Source organism: Pantoea allii (assembly GCF_002307475.1).
In the GTDB taxonomy this organism is placed as follows: domain Bacteria; phylum Pseudomonadota; class Gammaproteobacteria; order Enterobacterales; family Enterobacteriaceae; genus Pantoea; species Pantoea allii.
The window spans coordinates 62464-78946 of sequence record NZ_NTMH01000003.1 but is presented as its reverse complement, the minus strand read 5'-3'; the positions used below and the strand labels follow the sequence as shown (position 1 = coordinate 78946).

General features: G+C 50.3%; 13 protein-coding genes. 4 read left to right on the top strand and 9 right to left on the bottom strand.

Annotated features, from left to right (window positions below):
* Positions 1-85: 85 nt before the first annotated feature.
* Positions 86-1546 (top strand): cardiolipin synthase, encoded by a 1461-nt coding sequence (gene cls / locus CMR03_RS01175; RefSeq protein ID WP_063879791.1) that lies wholly within the window; start codon positions 86-88, stop codon positions 1544-1546.
* 38 nt (positions 1547-1584) lie between these two features.
* Positions 1585-1914: an HI1450 family dsDNA-mimic protein gene (locus tag CMR03_RS01170; protein WP_208624999.1), complete on the top strand. Its 330-nt coding sequence runs from the start codon at positions 1585-1587 to the stop codon at positions 1912-1914.
* Positions 1915-1960: 46 nt separating this feature from the next.
* On the opposite strand, the gene oppF is transcribed toward CMR03_RS01170, so the two are convergent.
* The 7 genes from oppF to CMR03_RS01130 all read right to left on the bottom strand — a co-directional run bounded on the left by oppF (position 1961) and on the right by CMR03_RS01130 (position 10563).
* Positions 1961-2962 carry a murein tripeptide/oligopeptide ABC transporter ATP binding protein OppF gene (gene oppF / locus CMR03_RS01165; RefSeq protein WP_063879792.1) on the bottom strand — a complete coding sequence of 334 codons (1002 nt, stop codon included), beginning with the start codon at positions 2960-2962 and terminating at the stop codon, positions 1961-1963.
* Positions 2959-3972: an ABC transporter ATP-binding protein gene (oppD, locus tag CMR03_RS01160; RefSeq protein WP_063879793.1), complete on the bottom strand. Its 1014-nt coding sequence runs from the start codon at positions 3970-3972 to the stop codon at positions 2959-2961. Before oppD ends, oppF begins: the two co-directional genes overlap by 4 nt.
* An 11-nt stretch (positions 3973-3983) precedes the next feature.
* A complete protein-coding gene (gene oppC / locus CMR03_RS01155) occupies positions 3984-4892 on the bottom strand; it encodes an oligopeptide ABC transporter permease OppC (protein WP_063879794.1) in 909 nt (302 codons plus the stop codon).
* 14 nt (positions 4893-4906) lie between these two features.
* Positions 4907-5827: an oligopeptide ABC transporter permease OppB gene (gene oppB / locus CMR03_RS01150; RefSeq protein WP_013025963.1), complete on the bottom strand. Its 921-nt coding sequence runs from the start codon at positions 5825-5827 to the stop codon at positions 4907-4909.
* A gap of 91 nt (positions 5828-5918) precedes the next feature.
* Positions 5919-7559 (bottom strand): oligopeptide ABC transporter substrate-binding protein OppA, encoded by a 1641-nt coding sequence (gene oppA, locus CMR03_RS01140; protein ID WP_063879795.1) that lies wholly within the window; start codon positions 7557-7559, stop codon positions 5919-5921.
* Between the two features lie 157 nt (positions 7560-7716).
* Complete coding sequence (locus CMR03_RS01135) at positions 7717-9333, bottom strand: ABC transporter substrate-binding protein (RefSeq protein WP_096010516.1); 1617 nt, start codon at positions 9331-9333, stop codon at positions 7717-7719.
* Between the two features lie 582 nt (positions 9334-9915).
* Positions 9916-10563, bottom strand: coding sequence for a YchE family NAAT transporter (locus tag CMR03_RS01130; RefSeq protein WP_096010515.1), 648 nt, complete (start codon positions 10561-10563; stop codon positions 9916-9918).
* A 436-nt stretch (positions 10564-10999) separates the two neighbouring features.
* On the opposite strand from CMR03_RS01130, the gene adhE reads away from it, so the two are divergent.
* Positions 11000-13687, top strand: coding sequence for a bifunctional acetaldehyde-CoA/alcohol dehydrogenase (gene adhE / locus CMR03_RS01125; protein WP_063879798.1), 2688 nt, complete (start codon positions 11000-11002; stop codon positions 13685-13687).
* A gap of 254 nt (positions 13688-13941) precedes the next feature.
* Here the strand turns inward: adhE and tdk are convergent, their stop codons facing one another.
* Entirely contained in the window at positions 13942-14562 is a 621-nt protein-coding gene (gene tdk / locus CMR03_RS01120; protein WP_063879799.1) for a thymidine kinase, read from the bottom strand.
* A gap of 412 nt (positions 14563-14974) precedes the next feature.
* Between tdk and hns the strand changes: the two genes are divergently transcribed.
* Positions 14975-15382, top strand: coding sequence for a histone-like nucleoid-structuring protein H-NS (gene hns, locus CMR03_RS01115; protein ID WP_063879800.1), 408 nt, complete (start codon positions 14975-14977; stop codon positions 15380-15382).
* 92 nt (positions 15383-15474) lie between these two features.
* Here hns and CMR03_RS01110 read toward each other — a convergent pair whose 3' ends face one another.
* A complete protein-coding gene (locus CMR03_RS01110) occupies positions 15475-16482 on the bottom strand; it encodes an NAD-dependent epimerase (RefSeq protein WP_063879801.1) in 1008 nt (335 codons plus the stop codon).
* Between the last annotated feature and the right edge of the window lies 1 nt (position 16483).

The window sequence follows — 16483 nt, the reverse complement described above, 5'->3', positions numbered from 1 at the left end:
GAAAAGCCGTTATTATTAAGGGTTTCGCTCCTCTGCATCTCCACGTAAACTTCTCAAACTCAAGCGCGAACAGGATGTCCACTTAATGACCACGTTTTACACGCTTATCAGCTGGTTGTTGTTGTTTGGTTACTGGTTGCTGATCGCCGGCATCACGCTGCGCATCCTGATGAAGCGACGGGCCGTGACCTCAGCCATGGCATGGCTGCTGATTATCTTTATTCTGCCGCTGGTGGGCATCATTGCTTATTTATCCTTTGGTGAACTGCATTTGGGGAAACGCCGTGCTGAACGGGCGCGTACCATGTGGCCGTCCACCGCCCGCTGGCTGAATGATTTAAAAAAGCGCACCGAAATTTTTGCAACGGATTACAGCGACGTTGCGCGCGCTTTATTTCAATTGTGCAATAACCGCCAGGGCATTGCGGGCGTAAAAGGTAATCAGCTACAGCTACTGACCAGTTCTGATGACGTGATGAAGGCGTTAATTCGCGATATCCAGCTGGCGCGTCATAACGTCGAGATGGTGTTCTATATCTGGAATCCGGGCGGTCTGGCGGACGAAGTGGCCGAGTCGTTAATGGCTGCATCACGCCGTGGCGTTCACTGCCGGCTCATGCTTGACTCTGCGGGGAGCGTTGCGTTTTTCAGAAGCCCGTGGGTGGGCATGATGCGTAACGCAGGCATCGACGTTGTGGAGGCGCTCCAGGTCAGCCTGCTGCGCGTATTCCTGCGCCGCATGGATTTGCGTCAGCATCGTAAAATGGTGCTGATTGATAACTATATTGCCTACACGGGCAGCATGAATCTGGTTGATCCGCGCTTCTTTAAACAAGAGGCTGGCGTGGGTCAGTGGGTTGATCTGATGGCCCGAATGGAAGGCCCGGTATCGACGGCGATGGGGATTGTGTATAGCTGTGACTGGGAGATTGAAACCGGCAAACGTATTCTGCCGCCGCCGCCCGACCGCAATATCATGCCGTTTGAGCAGGAAAGTGGCCACACCGTGCAGGTTATTGCTTCCGGCCCTGGTTTTCCGGAAGACTTGATTCACCAGGCGCTGCTTACGGCAGTTTATTCAGCACGTGAGCAGTTAATCATGACCACGCCCTATCTGGTGCCGAGTGATGACCTGCTTCATGCTATCTGCACGGCGGCGTTACGCGGAGTCAACGTGAGTCTTGTGGTGCCCCTTCATAATGATTCTCTGCTGGTCGGCTGGGCAAGCCGCTCATTTTTTGGCGAGCTACTTGAGGCTGGCGTGAAGATCTATCAGTTTGAAGATGGCCTGCTGCATACCAAAAGCGTACTGGTGGACGGTCAGTTGAGCCTGGTCGGCACCGTCAATCTGGATATGCGTAGTTTGTGGCTGAACTTTGAAATTACCCTTGCCGTGGATGATGCCGGATTTGGCAGCGATCTGGCCTGTGTGCAGGACGACTATATTGCCCGTTCGCGCCTGCTTGACGCTAAACGCTGGGCAAAACGTGCCTGGTGGCAGCGGATTGTCGAACGACTGTTTTACTTCTTTAGTCCTTTACTGTAAAACGAGCGAAATTACGAACTGCCCTTAGATAAACGGGACTGAGAATGGATCTAAACAACCGCCTGACAGAAGACGAAACGCTGGAACAGGCCTACGACATTTTTCTTGAACTGGCAGGCGACAATCTTGATCCTGCCGATATCATTCTGTTCAATCTGCAGTTTGAAGAGCGCGGTGGCGCAGAGCTGTTCGATCCGTCAGATGACTGGCAGGATCATGTGGATTTTGATTTGAATCCCGACTTTTTTTCAGAAGTGGTTATCGGCCTGGGCGAAGCGGACGGCGAGCCAATTACGGATGTCTTCGCGCGCGTACTGCTGTGTCGCGAAAAAGATCACAAGCTGTGCCATATTTTATGGCGTGAATAGCTGACAGATGACAAATAAACGCCGGGCAAATGCCCGGCGTTTTGCTTTATAGCGGGTCCACCTTCAGGCAGGACACCGCGTGACGGAAACTGCCTTCAAGCAGCGGTCGGGTCTTCGCACACTCCGGGCCGGCAATCGGGCAACGGGTACGGAAGACGCATCCAGAGGGCGGATTAATCGGGGACGGTAATTCCCCTTCCAGAAGCTGAATCTGCTTGTTTTTCTCCAGGTCCGGATCGGGGATCGGCACCGCCGACATCAGCGCTTTGGTGTAAGGATGCTGCGGATTGGTGTACACCTCATCGTAAGTGCCCAGCTCAACGGCATGTCCCAGATACATCACCAATACGCGATCAGAGATATGTTTCACCACCGCCAGGTCATGCGCGATAAAGATCAGCGACAGCCCCATTTCACGCTGCAGTTGCTGTAGCAGGTTAACCACCTGCGCCTGGATAGAGACGTCCAGCGCCGACACCGGCTCATCGCAAATGATCAGCTTAGGCTCAAGTATCAAGGCGCGCGCGATGCCAATACGCTGGCACTGCCCGCCAGAGAACTCGTGAGGATAACGGTTGATCAGGTTAGGCAGGAGCCCGACCTTCATCATCATGGTCTTGACGCGATCTTTGATATCCTGGCGCGACAGCTCCGGGTGATAAGTGCGTAACGGCTCTGCGATGATATCGCCGATGGTCATACGTGGGTTTAACGAGGCCAGCGGGTCCTGAAAAATCATCTGGATATCGCTACGCGCCTTGCGCCACTCTTCCTGGCTCTGTCCAAGCAGGTTGCGTCCCAGCCAGGATACGCGGCCCTCTGTGGCCTTAACCAGGCCAATAATGGCACGCGCCAGCGTAGACTTTCCGCAACCTGATTCACCGACAACGCCCAGCGTTTCGCCCTCATACAGGCGCAGGCTGACCCCATCGACGGCCTTAAGGGTTTTTGGCGGCTGCCAGAACCACTGCTTGCCATCTTTGATATCAAAATGGACTTTCAGATCGGCGATTTCGAGTAAGACTTTTTTCTCTGCCAGGCTGCTCATACGAGTTCCTCCACCGGCTTAAAGCAGGCGCGTAAACGCCCTTCTGCAAAAGGTAACAGCGGCGGTGCTTTAGAACAGATATCCATGGCATGAGGACAGCGCGGCTGGAACGGACAACCCTGCGGCAAACGCAGCAGGTTAGGCGGATTCCCGGGAATAGTCGTCAGGCTTTCCCCTTCTGCATCCAGCCTTGGGACGGCGTTCAGAAGGCCAATAGAGTAAGGATGGGCTGGCTGATAAAAGACATCGCGTGCACGGCCATATTCCATCGTGCGTCCAGCATACATCACCAGCACTTTGTCGCAGATCCCCGCGACCACCCCCAGATCGTGGGTAATCATGATGATCGCCGTATTGAACTCGCGCTTGAGTTCATTCAGCAATGTCATAATCTGCGCCTGAACCGTCACGTCCAGTGCGGTCGTGGGTTCATCGGCAATCAGCAGCTTAGGACGACACATCAACGCCATCGCAATCATTACACGCTGACGCATCCCGCCTGAAAACTCATGGGGATACATTTTCATGCGTTTACGCGCTTCCGGCATTTTTACCGCATCCAGCATTTTTATCGACTCTTCAAATGCCTGGGCGCTGCTCATGCCTTTATGCAGCTTCAGCACTTCCATTAACTGCTCGCCAACCCGCATGTAGGGGTTCAGTGAGGTCATGGGGTCCTGAAAGATCATGGCGATTTGCTCGGCACGCAGTCTGTTCAGCTGTTTTTCAGGCAGGTTAAGGATCTCCTTACCGTTAAACAACGCCGATCCGCCGATACGACCATTGCTGGCCAGCAGCCCCATCAGCGCAAACGCGGTTTGTGATTTGCCTGAGCCCGACTCGCCCACAATGCCTAAGGTTTCCCCCGCGCGCAGTGAAAAGTTGAGATCGTTAACCGCCGTCACGTCACCATCGTGGGTGCCAAAAGTGACGCGTAAATCTTTGACATCAAGCAGCAGTTCGCTTCCCGTGCGTGCAGCCTGAGAAGGCTGAAATTCATGAATAGTCATCGGGAAACTCCTTAACGATCTTTGGGGTCGAGGGCATCACGCAGGCCATCGCCAATAAAGTTGAAACAGAACAAGGTGACAACCAGGAAAACCGCCGGGAACAGTAACAGCCACGGCGAGACTTCCATGGAGTTAGCACCATCGCTAAGCAATGCGCCCCAGCTACTCAAGGGCTCCTGGGTTCCCAGCCCCAGGAAGCTCAGGAAAGATTCAAACAGAATCATACTGGGCACCAGCAGCGAAGCGTAAACCACCACCACACCCAGTACGTTAGGGACGATATGGCGCGTCACAATTTTCCAGGTGGAAACACCACCGACATGCGCGGCTTCGATAAACTCTTTGCGTTTCAGGCTTAAGGTCTGACCACGCACGATACGCGCCATGTCCAGCCAGGAAACCATACCGATAGCGGCAAAAATAAGCAGGATATTGCGGCCAAAGAAGGTCACCAGCAGGATAACGAAGAACATGAACGGGAAGGAGTTAAGGATTTCCAGAATACGCATCATCACGGAATCCGTTTTCCCCCCGAGGTAACCAGCGATTGAACCGTACAGGGTGCCGACGATGACGGCGATCAGGGCGGCGGCAATCCCTACCATCAGGGAAATACGCCCCCCAATGGCGACGCGCACCAATAAATCGCGCCCTGATGAGTCAGTGCCGAACCAGTGACCTGAAGTCGTATCCGGCGGTGATGACATCATTCCCCAGTCTGTATCGAAATAGGAGAACTGTGACAGCATAGGCGCGAAAATCACAAACAGCGTGATGAGCATCAGCACCATCAGGCTAATTAACGCGGCACGGTTATGGATAAAACGACGTCGGGCATCCTGCCACAGGCTACGCCCTTCGACTTCCAGTTTTTCACTGAATGCATCAAGAGCTTCGCTATTTTTCTTACTTAACATCATGGCGAACTCCAGAATCAGTAGCGGATTTTCGGGTCGATTACGGCGTACAGCACATCGACAATCGCGTTAAACAGAATGGTTAATAACCCCACCAGAATGGTCAGGCTCAGCACCAGTGAGTAATCACGGTTCAGCGCACCGTTCACGAACAGCTGACCAATGCCCGGCAATCCGTAGATGGACTCAATGACCATAGAGCCGGTGATGATGCCGACAAAGGCCGGTCCCATATAAGAAATCACTGGCAACAGCGCAGGCTTCAGTGCATGACGTAATACGATACGACGCAACGGCAAACCTTTCGCACGCGCGGTACGAATAAAGTTGGAGTGCATAACTTCAATCATCGAGCCGCGGGTAATACGCGCGATACTGGCGATATAGGCGAGTGAGAGCGCCACCATCGGCAGCAGCATGTAGTTCCATTGTCCGCCGTTCCAGCCGCCGCCGGGGAGCCACTTAAGCGTGATAGCGAAAACCAGAACCAATAGCGGTGCGACCACGAAACTGGGTATCACCACGCCGGTCATTGCCACCCCCATCACAACATAATCCCACAGGCTGTTTTGTTTCAGCGCCGCGATTACGCCGGCCGTTACCCCCAGCACCACCGCCAGAATAAAGGCAGCAAGACCTAGCTTGGCAGAAACCGGAAACGCATGACCGACCAGGTAGTTCACCGAATAATCTTTGTATTTAAACGAGGGACCAAAATCGCCGTGCGCCAGTTGAATAAGATAATCAACATATTGCTTACCGATAGGATCGTTGAGGTGATATTTCGCCTCAATATTTGCCATGACCTCTGGCGAGAGCGTGCGCTCGCTGGTAAAAGGACTGCCGGGTGCCAGTCGCATCATAAAGAAGGAGATGGTAATCAGAACGAAAAGCGTCGGAATTGCTTCAAGCAATCGACGCAGGATGAATTTTAACATTGCCGTACCTACCAGGCTGGTGCTTCACATTGCATTAAAAAAAGTACAGGCGGCGCGCGAGGCGCCGCCGCTGTTCTTGGTATATGTTCTGTTAGTGCTTGATGATATACAGGTTTTTATCGTAGGTGTAATCCAGTGGATCCTTACCGGTATAGCCACCCACATACGGCTTCACTAAACGTGTATTGACGTAGTAGTAAAGTGGCACGATAACGGAATCTTTATCCAGAATCTGTTCGGCTTTCTGATAATCGGCGGCACGGGCTTTTTCATCCCCAGCAGCCAACGCATCTTTCATCACCTTATCAAACTCAGGGCTCTTATAGTGTGGCGTGTTATTACTGCTGTCTGACAGCATGGTGTTCAGGAATGACGTTGGTTCGTTGTAGTCGGCACACCAGCCAGCACGTGCAACATCAAAGTTGCCCTGATGACGCGTATCCAGGAAAGTTTTCCACTCCTGGTTCTCCAGTTTCACTTTGACGCCCAGGTTTTTTGCCCAGATTGAAGAGGCAGCGATAGCCAGCTTTTTATGCAAATCCGACGTGTTATACAGCAAATTAAACGTCAGCGGTTTTTCAGGCGTGTAACCTGCTTCGGCCAACAATTTTTTCGCTTCAGCGTTGCGTTTTTCCTGCGACCAGGTAAACCAGTCTGGTTTTAACAATGACATGCCATCAGTTGCCGGTGGTGTATAGCTATATGCTGGCTTCTGCCCCTGAGCCAGTACCTTATCTACGATGATGTCGCGATCAAGACCCAGTTTCAGTGCAGCACGCACGCGCGGATCGGTAAATGGCGCTTTCTGGTTGTTAATTTCATAATAGTAAGTGCACAGATACGGATCGACATGCAGTTCTTTACCGTTATCACGCTGTAATTTCTTAAACAGCTCAATCGGCATATTGTTATAGGTCATGTCGCTGCCGTTATCGGAGAAGTAGCGGTTAACATCACTAACTTCTGAGGAAATGGGCAGGAAGGTTACTTTGTTCAATACAGTGTGCGCATTATCCCAATACTCTGGGTTGCGTACTAACGTAATGCGTTCGTTGACAACATGGGAATCAAGCTTGAAGGCACCATTGCTGACCATGTTTTGCGGTAAAGTCCACTGGTCACCATACTTCTCGATTGCGCCTTTATTCACTGGCGACATCGATGAGTGGATCAGCAATTTGTAAAAATAAGGTACAGGTTCATCCAGGGTAACCTGCAGGGTGTGGTCATCCAGGGCTTTCACACCTAACTCAGACGGACTTTTCTTACCGGCAATAATATCGTCAACATTCTCAAGGTGACCATATTGCAAGAAGCTAGCATAAGGCGATGCCGTTTTAGGATTCGCCAGACGCTGCCAGCTGTATACAAAGTCCTGTGCCGTTACCGGTTCACCATTCGACCATTTGGCATTTTTACGCAGATGGAAGGTCCAGACCTTAAAATCTTTATTATCCCAGCTTTCCGCCACGCCCGGGATTGGGTGGCCATCCGTATCACTAATCACCAGCCCTTCAAACAAATCGTGGCTGACGTTTGATTCCGGCACGCCTTCAATTTTATGCGGATCCATCGACTGGATTTCGCTACCGTTTCCTTTAACCAGCTCCTGCTTCGCGGCCAGTTCAACCCCAGCAGGTACCGTGGCTGCCATAACGCTGTTCGCTGTGAACGCACTCATCGCTGCAAAGACGCTGGCAGCAATCAGGGTTTTCTTCGTGATGTTGTTCATTCATAACTCCAGTTTTTTATTTTCACTGAGGGTATTTGCGACCTCAGCGTTCCCCGTATTCGGGTCCCCGGTGTTTGCCTGCCGGGGAGTATTGACCCTGTAGTGTGGTCTGCACGGTCACGCCCTTCCCGGCTGTGCCGCCGGTTAAGCGCGTGACTCAGTGTTGTTTAATAAAATAATATTTCAGATCTGTCATGTCCTGCGGATCGTGGCCGGTAAACCCGCCAATCCAGGGTTTGACCAGTCGCACACTGACGCGATAGTAAACTGGCACAATTGCTGAGTCTTTGTCGAGTTGTGTTTCAGCCTGCTGATACAATAATGCGCGATCGGCTTCATTCTCAGTTGTTAATGTTGCGGCTAACAGGCGATCGTATTCCGCGCTGCGGTAAAACGCCGTATTGGTCGACGACTGACTCTGGAACATATTGAGGAAAGTAGAGGGCTCATTGTAATCCGCACACCAGGTGGCGCGAACCACGTCATATTGTGCCTGATGACGTGTTTCCAGCAGGGTTTTCCATTCCTGATTTTGTAACGTCACCTGCGCGCCCAGGTTGCGTTGCCACATGGACGCGGCGGCGATAGCCTGGGTTTTGTTTTGATCAGAGGTGTTATAAAGCAGCGTAAACCGCAGCGGGTTTTTATCGTTATAACCGGCCTCGGCCAGCAATTTTTTCGCCGCGTCATTTCGTTGCGGCTGTGACCAGGCCATCCACGCAGGCGCGGCCAATTTTGCGCCAGCAGTATAAGGCGGCGTAAAGCTGTAGGCAGGAATTTGCCCCTGTCCCATAATTTTATTGGCGATGATGTCGCGATCCAGCGTCATTTTGATGGCCGCGCGAACGCGTGCATCGGTAAACGGTGGTTTTTTGTTATTAATTTCGTAATAAAAGGTGCAGAGCAGCGGACTGACTTTCACTTCATCGCCGATGTCTTTACGCAATTTAGCGAACATGTCAGGCGGAACCGCGCTGTTGGTCATATCAATGCCACCGCTACGATAACGATTGATATCGCTGTTTTCCGAGCTGATCGGTAAAAACATTCCTTGCTCAATGACGGTCTGGCGGTTGTTCCAGTAGCGCGGATTACGCTTCAGGACGATTTTTTCATTCACTACCCAGTCGCTCAGCGTATAGGCACCGTTGCCGATGTAGTGGCCGGGTTGTGTCCATGCTTCGCCCCACTGTTCAATCGCAGGTGCATAGACGGGCTTCATTGCGGTGTGCGCCAGCATTGCCACTAAATAGGGCACCGGCTCGGTTAAGGTAACCTGCAGATGGCGGTCATCAAGGGCTTTCACTCCCAGTTGGTCTGGGGCGGCTTTACCGGCAAGAATCGCCTCAACATTGGCAATGTGCGCAGCCTGCAAATAACTGGCATAAGGGGAAGCCGTTTTAGGATCGGCAAGACGACGCCAGCTATAAACGAAATCCTTTGCCGTCACCGGCTCACCGTTGCTCCATTTAGCATTGTCGCGCAGCGTAAATGTCCAGACTTTGCCCTGCTGATTTTGCCAGCTTTCGGCAACGCCCGGCACGACCTTGCCATCATTATCCGTGTTAACCAGCCCGTCCAGCAGGTTGAGGATGATGTTCGACTCCGGCACACCTTCTGTCTTATGCGGGTCAAGTGAGGCCACTTCTGATCCGTTATTAATGACGATTTGTTGGTTTGCGGACAACGCGACATCTGATGGCACAGTCGCGGCACTGGTGGGTAAAACTGTCATAGTTAATGCTAAACAAGCCAGATAGTGCTGCGTGTTCATTTACCAACCCTTGTTAAGTGCCAACTTTTATTCTGCCATCCCGTCATCAATAAGGAATAAATCTTATTGTTTGGACATTCGGGAAAACTTTATCGATGCGCCGAAAATTAGCAGATGCCGTTGAGGGGCGCCAAAACTAAATAGCTAAAATGTTACCTGATTCTCTTTTATCATGAGATTTTTCCCAGAGGAAGTGTTAATTTTCGCCATAAAAATAGCTTAACAGACTGATTAATAAACAGACTCATCGATTTGATGGTAATTTAACCAAAAAATAACAATCCAGCCGTTTGACTGTGTTGTTGTAGGGTTATTTCACCTCGCCCCATCATTTAAAAACGCTTTTTGGGACGTATACCAGCATTAATCATGCCAACTTAGGCAGTTAAAGCAGAATGTAATGTGAAAATAGTGACAGGGTGAGAATGCGGGCACGGAGTGGAAGCAGGAAGCTATTAGTGGAAGTGATAACTGCTGAGGGATATGAAGACAGATAAATAATTGCATTAAAATGGTGCAAAACAACCGGAATTTGCACCAGATTAGCGCGTTTCTTATTATTTTTATTTAAATAAGTGCCTTTTATCCGACCAGACCGGGAAAAATCGCTTTAATTCCGGTAACGACAAATTCAATCCCCAGGGCCATTAACAATAACCCCATGATACGGGTGATGACGTTAATACCGGTCTGCCCTAACAACCTGACCATCAAGGGAGCAGCGCGGAACAGTAACCAACAGCTGAAGGCAAAAATGGCAATAGCTACGGTAAAACCCAGCAGATTAAGCCAGTTATGGTAACGGGTACCCCAGACGATGGTCGAACTGATCGCGCCAGGGCCAGCCATTAACGGCAGCGCCAGCGGAACCACGCCGACACTTTCCCGAATGGCCGTCTCCGATTTTTCCTGCTTGTTTTGTTTATCCTCGCCTAATTTTCCGCTGATCATCGACATGGCGATCGTCACGACCAGAATACCGCCTGCAATGCGGAACGAATCGATAGAGATACCAAAAACATGCAGGATCGCATCGCCTAAAAACAGTGAGGTCCATAGAATAATCGCCACGGCGAGATTTGCCGTCAGATTGGTTTTATTGCGTTCAGCCACGCCCTGATAACGGGTCATGCTGATAAATACCGGAATGATGCCAATGGGGTTAACCAGTGCAAACAGGCCTACGAAAAACTTGATATAGCCAGACAGATCTAATAGCGCAGGATTCACGGTTGACTCCACATCCCAGATGAAAAAAACGCGCCTAATGTAAGGGAAAAATGCCCTGGGCGCCAGATGACCTGTTAGTTATTTATTCTGTTAATTTACTTACACTTTAGCGCGTTCTACCAGCCATTAAATATCCTGCGGTAGATGTTACTTTTATTACGGTTTTTTTACTTCGTCGTATGGCTGTGATCGCAGGCTGGCTGAAAGGTGTCAGCCGCGATCAAAATTGATCTGAATCATCATTGGTCTCCCCCAAACCAGGTACTCTTTGCCTGTCAGCAACGCGTGTCTCACGTTTAAACCGCAAGAAAGCGCTTTTAGTAAACAATTGAAAACTTGCTGCTTTACTCCCGAAATGGTTGGCGTTTGCATCATAACTATACTCAGGGACTCAGGCTTGTTTACTAAAAAAGTTTAACTTCCTCAGGAGAGCACAATGGCCGTTACTAATGTCGCTGAACTCAATGCACTGGTTGAACGTGTAAAAAAAGCCCAGCAAGAATTCGCCAACTTTTCTCAACAACAGGTCGATGCCATCTTCCGCGCCGCTGCGCTGGCCGCCGCCGATGCCCGCATTCCCCTCGCTAAAATGGCGGTTGCAGAATCCGGTATGGGTATTGTTGAAGATAAAGTTATCAAAAACCACTTTGCTTCTGAATATATCTATAACGCTTACAAAGATGAAAAAACCTGCGGCGTGCTGCAAACCGATGACACTTTTGGCACCATCACGATTGCTGAACCCATCGGCCTGATTTGCGGCATTGTTCCCACAACCAACCCCACGTCGACCGCTATCTTCAAAGCCCTTATCAGCCTTAAAACCCGCAACGGTATTATCTTCTCACCTCACCCTCGCGCCAAAGACGCAACCAATAAAGCGGCGGATATTGTACTGCAGGCTGCCATCGCTGCTGGCGCGCCTAAAGACATTATCGGCTGGATCGACGCGCCTTCTGTTGAACTGTCCAATCAGCTGATGCATCACCCCGATATCAACCTGATTCTTGCTACAGGTGGACCCGGCATGGTTAAAGCCGCGTACAGCTCAGGAAAACCGGCTATTGGCGTAGGGGCGGGTAACACGCCGGTGGTGATTGATGAAACCGCCGATATTAAGCGCGCCGTCGCGTCCATTCTGATGTCGAAAACGTTCGACAACGGCGTGATCTGCGCCTCTGAGCAGTCTGTCATCGTGGTGGACTCCGTTTATGACGCCGTGCGTGAGCGCTTCTCCAGCCATGGCGGCTATCTGCTCAAGGGACAGGATCTCAGTGCCGTACAAAATATTATTCTGAAAAACGGCGGGCTCAACGCCGCCATTGTCGGTCAGCCCGCGGTGAAAATTGCAGAGATGGCTGGCCTCAGCGTTCCGGCAGAAACAAAAATCCTGATTGGTGAAGTTGAACGGGTCGATGAATCAGAACCTTTTGCCCATGAAAAGCTGTCGCCGACACTTGCGATGTACCGTGCTAAAGATTATGAAGATGCCGTCAGCAAAGCGGAGAAACTGGTGGCGATGGGTGGCATTGGTCACACCTCCTGTCTTTATACCGATCAGGACAATCAGACAGAACGCGTGCACTACTTTGGCGACAAAATGAAAACGGCCCGCATTCTTATCAATACTCCGGCCTCTCAGGGCGGCATTGGTGATTTGTACAACTTTAAACTCGCCCCCTCTCTGACATTGGGCTGTGGTTCCTGGGGTGGTAACTCCATTTCTGAAAACGTTGGACCTAAACATCTGATCAATAAGAAAACCGTAGCCAAGCGAGCTGAAAATATGTTGTGGCATAAACTTCCAAAGTCCATTTACTTCCGTCGTGGCTCTTTACCCATTGCACTGGAAGAGATCGCTACCGACGGGGCAAAACGCGCGTTTGTGGTGACAGACCGCTTCCTGTTCAATAATGGCTACGCCGATCAGGTTACCCGCGTCTTAAAATCCCACGGTATCGAAACCGAAGTGTTCTTTGAGGTTGAAGCGGACCCCACATTAAGCATCGTGCGCAAAGGCGCAGAACAAATGAACAGCTTTAAACCCGACGTCATTCTGGCGCTGGGTGGCGGTTCCCCGATGGACGCAGCCAAAATTATGTGGGTCATGTATGAACATCCGGAAACCCATTTCGAAGAGCTGGCGCTGCGCTTTATGGATATCCGCAAACGTATCTATAAATTCCCGAAAATGGGCGTGAAAGCACGTATGGTGGCGATTACCACCACCTCCGGTACCGGTTCTGAAGTAACGCCTTTTGCGGTAGTAACGGATGACGCCACCGGGCAGAAATATCCGCTGGCGGATTACGCTCTGACGCCGGATATGGCCATCGTGGATGCGAACCTGGTAATGGATATGCCACGTTCACTCTGTGCCTTTGGTGGTCTGGATGCGGTAACCCATGCGCTTGAAGCCTATGTGTCCGTCCTGGCAAATGAATATTCCGATGGTCAGGCGCTGCAGGCACTTAAGCTACTCAAAGAGCATTTACCCGCCAGCTATGCAGAGGGGGCCAAAAACCCGGTAGCCCGTGAACGTGTACACAATGCCGCTACCATTGCCGGTATAGCTTTTGCCAATGCCTTCCTGGGAGTTTGCCACTCAATGGCGCATAAGCTGGGCTCGGAGTTCCATATTCCTCATGGACTGGCTAACTCGCTGCTGATTTCCAATGTCATCCGCTATAACGCCAATGACAATCCGACTAAGCAAACCGCATTCAGCCAGTACGACCGTCCGCAGGCACGTCGTCGTTATGCTGAAGTCGCGGATCACCTGGGTCTGACGGCTCCGGGCGATCGCACCGCGCAGAAAATCGAAAAACTGCTGACCTGGCTGGACGAAATCAAAACCGAACTGGGTATCCCGGCCTCAATTCGTGAAGCCGGCGTTCAGGAAGCCGATTTCCTGGCGAAAGTGGACAAACTGGCCGAAGATGCCTTTGATGACCAGTGTACTGGCGCTAACCCACGCTATCCGTTAATTGCCGAACTGAAACAGCTGATGCTTGACAGCTATTATGGCCGCAAATTTGTGGAGCCTTATTCAAGTGCCGCTGAAGCGGCAGTGGATCAGCCGGTCGGTGACAGTAAAGCGGCGAAGAAAGCTAAAAAAGCCTAATCAGGTTAATGCCCGGTAATACGGGCTGTAAAACCCCTTGTCTGGCACGCGCCTCAAGGGGTTTTTTATTACAATTATTGTACTGTTATGCAGAACGTCGTCGCTCTCCTGGCTAGCGCGATGATCGCGATGACGAATGATAACGGTGTCCTGAACCGGACTTATTGATTATTTGAGGTCAGGCAACGCGACAGGCTTGAGGCCTTAACAGAGAAAGGTCTGGCAAACCGCAGCGAATCCATTGAGTGACGTCATCAGTCGACGGGCGTTTGCGCGCCATGAATGGCCTGCAAACATCCCTGCTCTATCGCCTTCTTATAATGCTTACGGCATACCGAGATATAACGTTCATTTCCACCAATCACCACCTGTTCCCCTTCTCTGAAAGGTTTGCCATCGCTGTCGAGGCGCAGCACCATGCCCGCTTTACGTCCGCAGTGACAAACCGTCTTCAGTTCAACCAGCTTATCTGCCCAGGCCAGCAGATACTGACTGCCGATAAAGAGCTCGCCAAGAAAGTCGGTCCGCAGCCCGTAGCACAGTACCGGAATATCCAGGTCATCCACCACGTCAGACAGCGCCTTAACCTGTTCACGCGTCAGAAACTGGCTTTCATCCACCAGAACACAATGCACAGGCTGGCGTGCATGCTCTTGTGCAATCTCTACATCCAGTTGGCTGTCAGCATTATACAGTACCGCTGGTGAGGATAATCCAATACGCGAACTGACCTTACCTGCGCCAAAGCGATTATCGATTTCCGCAGTATAGACCAGCGTTCGCATACCGCGTTCCTGGTAATTGTAAGATGACTGCAAAAGAGCGGTTGATTTACCTGCATTCATTGCTGAATAGTAGAAATAGAGTTGAGCCATGTGCGCCGTTTCTCAGATATGATGAAACTAAATAATGGCGATTTTACCATATCTGCTCCGTGATGCCGTGGTGATTTTCAGCATCTTCTGTTCAGATTAGCACCACTAATTGATAATATCGGGTTAATATGGCACGCCGATTTGTCTTGTTTAAGAGATAAATATTAAAGCACTTTCATGGTGAACCATTAATTTACCCTTTATGCGCAAGCGCATTTTCCGCTAAGCGCTTAATGTTCTCGTTGATTCACGGGTACAGCTGCCACAGTTATCAGGCCGAATTAATAATTCATTAAATTGCTTCTTTCCTCTTTTTAAGCTAAAAATTAATTTAATGTTGAAGTTATTTTTCTGCACCACTACTATTAGCGGGCAGAACAACTCTCCTATTAATTATTCAGAGATCAGGACAATGAGCGAAGCACTTAAAAATCTTAATAATATCCGCACGCTGCGTGCCCAGGCCAGAGAGTGTTCTTTGGAAACACTGGAAGAAATGCTGGAAAAACTTGAAGTCGTGGTAAATGAGCGTCGCGATGAAGAGTCACATTCCAAAGCAGAAAACGAAGAACGTGCGCGTAAACTTGAGCAATATCGTGAAATGCTGTTAGCCGATGGCATCGATCCCAATGAATTATTCGGCGCGCTGTCAGAATCAAAAAGTTCAGGCAAAGCCAAACGTGCTGCTCGCCCTGCAAAATATCAGTTTGTTGACGAAAATGGCGATGCTAAAACCTGGACAGGCCAGGGCCGTACGCCAGCAGCAATCAAAAAAGCCATGGAAGAACAAGGTAAGCAGTTAGACGACTTCCTGCTGTAATGAATGGCGTGTTTCGCTCTTTGTTGGCTTCACTTTAGCTATTTGATTACCAACACCAAAAAAAAGGAAGCGACTGCTTCCTTTTTTATTTTTCACACCGAGTAAAAATTACGGTACCAGTCAACAAAGCGTCTGACGCCTTCATCGACACCGGTTTGTGGTTTAAATCCAATGGCATTATATAACGCTGTCGTGTCGGCGCTGGTTGCCAGGACATCGCCGGGTTGCATTGGCATCAGGTTTTTATTTGCCGATATGCCAAGCGCTTTTTCAATCGCCTCAATATAGTGAATCAGACTCACAGGCTGGCTGTTGCCCAGGTTATAAACACTATAGGGGGCTGAGCTTGACGCGGCAGAACCCGTTTCAACGGTCCAGTTAACATCGGCTTGCGGAACCACATCCTGCAAACGAACGATCGCCTCGACTACATCATCAATATAGGTAAAGTCGCGCTTCATTTGCCCTTGGTTATACACATCTATCGCTTCACCGGCGAGCATTGCCCGAGTAAATTTAAACAATGCCATGTCCGGACGTCCCCACGGACCATATACCGTGAAAAAACGTAATCCGGTTGTGGGTAATTGATAAAGATGTGAGTAAGTATGCGACATCAGCTCATTGGCTTTTTTGGTCGCTGCATACAATGAAACCGGATGATCGACACTGTCCTCTGTTGAGAATGGCATCTTGTTATTTAAGCCATAAACCGAACTGGATGACGCATAGAGCAGATGTTCGATTTTATGATGGCGGCACCCTTCGAGTATATTCAGGTGCCCAATAACGTTGGCATCGGCATAAGCATGGGGATTTTCAATGGAATAACGTACCCCTGCCTGAGCGGCCAAATGAATAACGCGTTGAAAGTTGTGCTGTGCAAAAAGTGCGGCAATAGCCTGGCGATCGGCCAAATCGACTTTGATGAAGGTAAAAGATGGATTATCGCCGATGACATCAAGGCGAGCTTGTTTAAGGTTTACATCGTAGTAGTCATTCAGGTTGTCAATACCGACAACCTGGTGACCGGCGGCCAGCAGGCGTTGACTTACATGAAAGCCAATAAAGCCTGCTGCGCCGGTAACCAGAAAATTCATA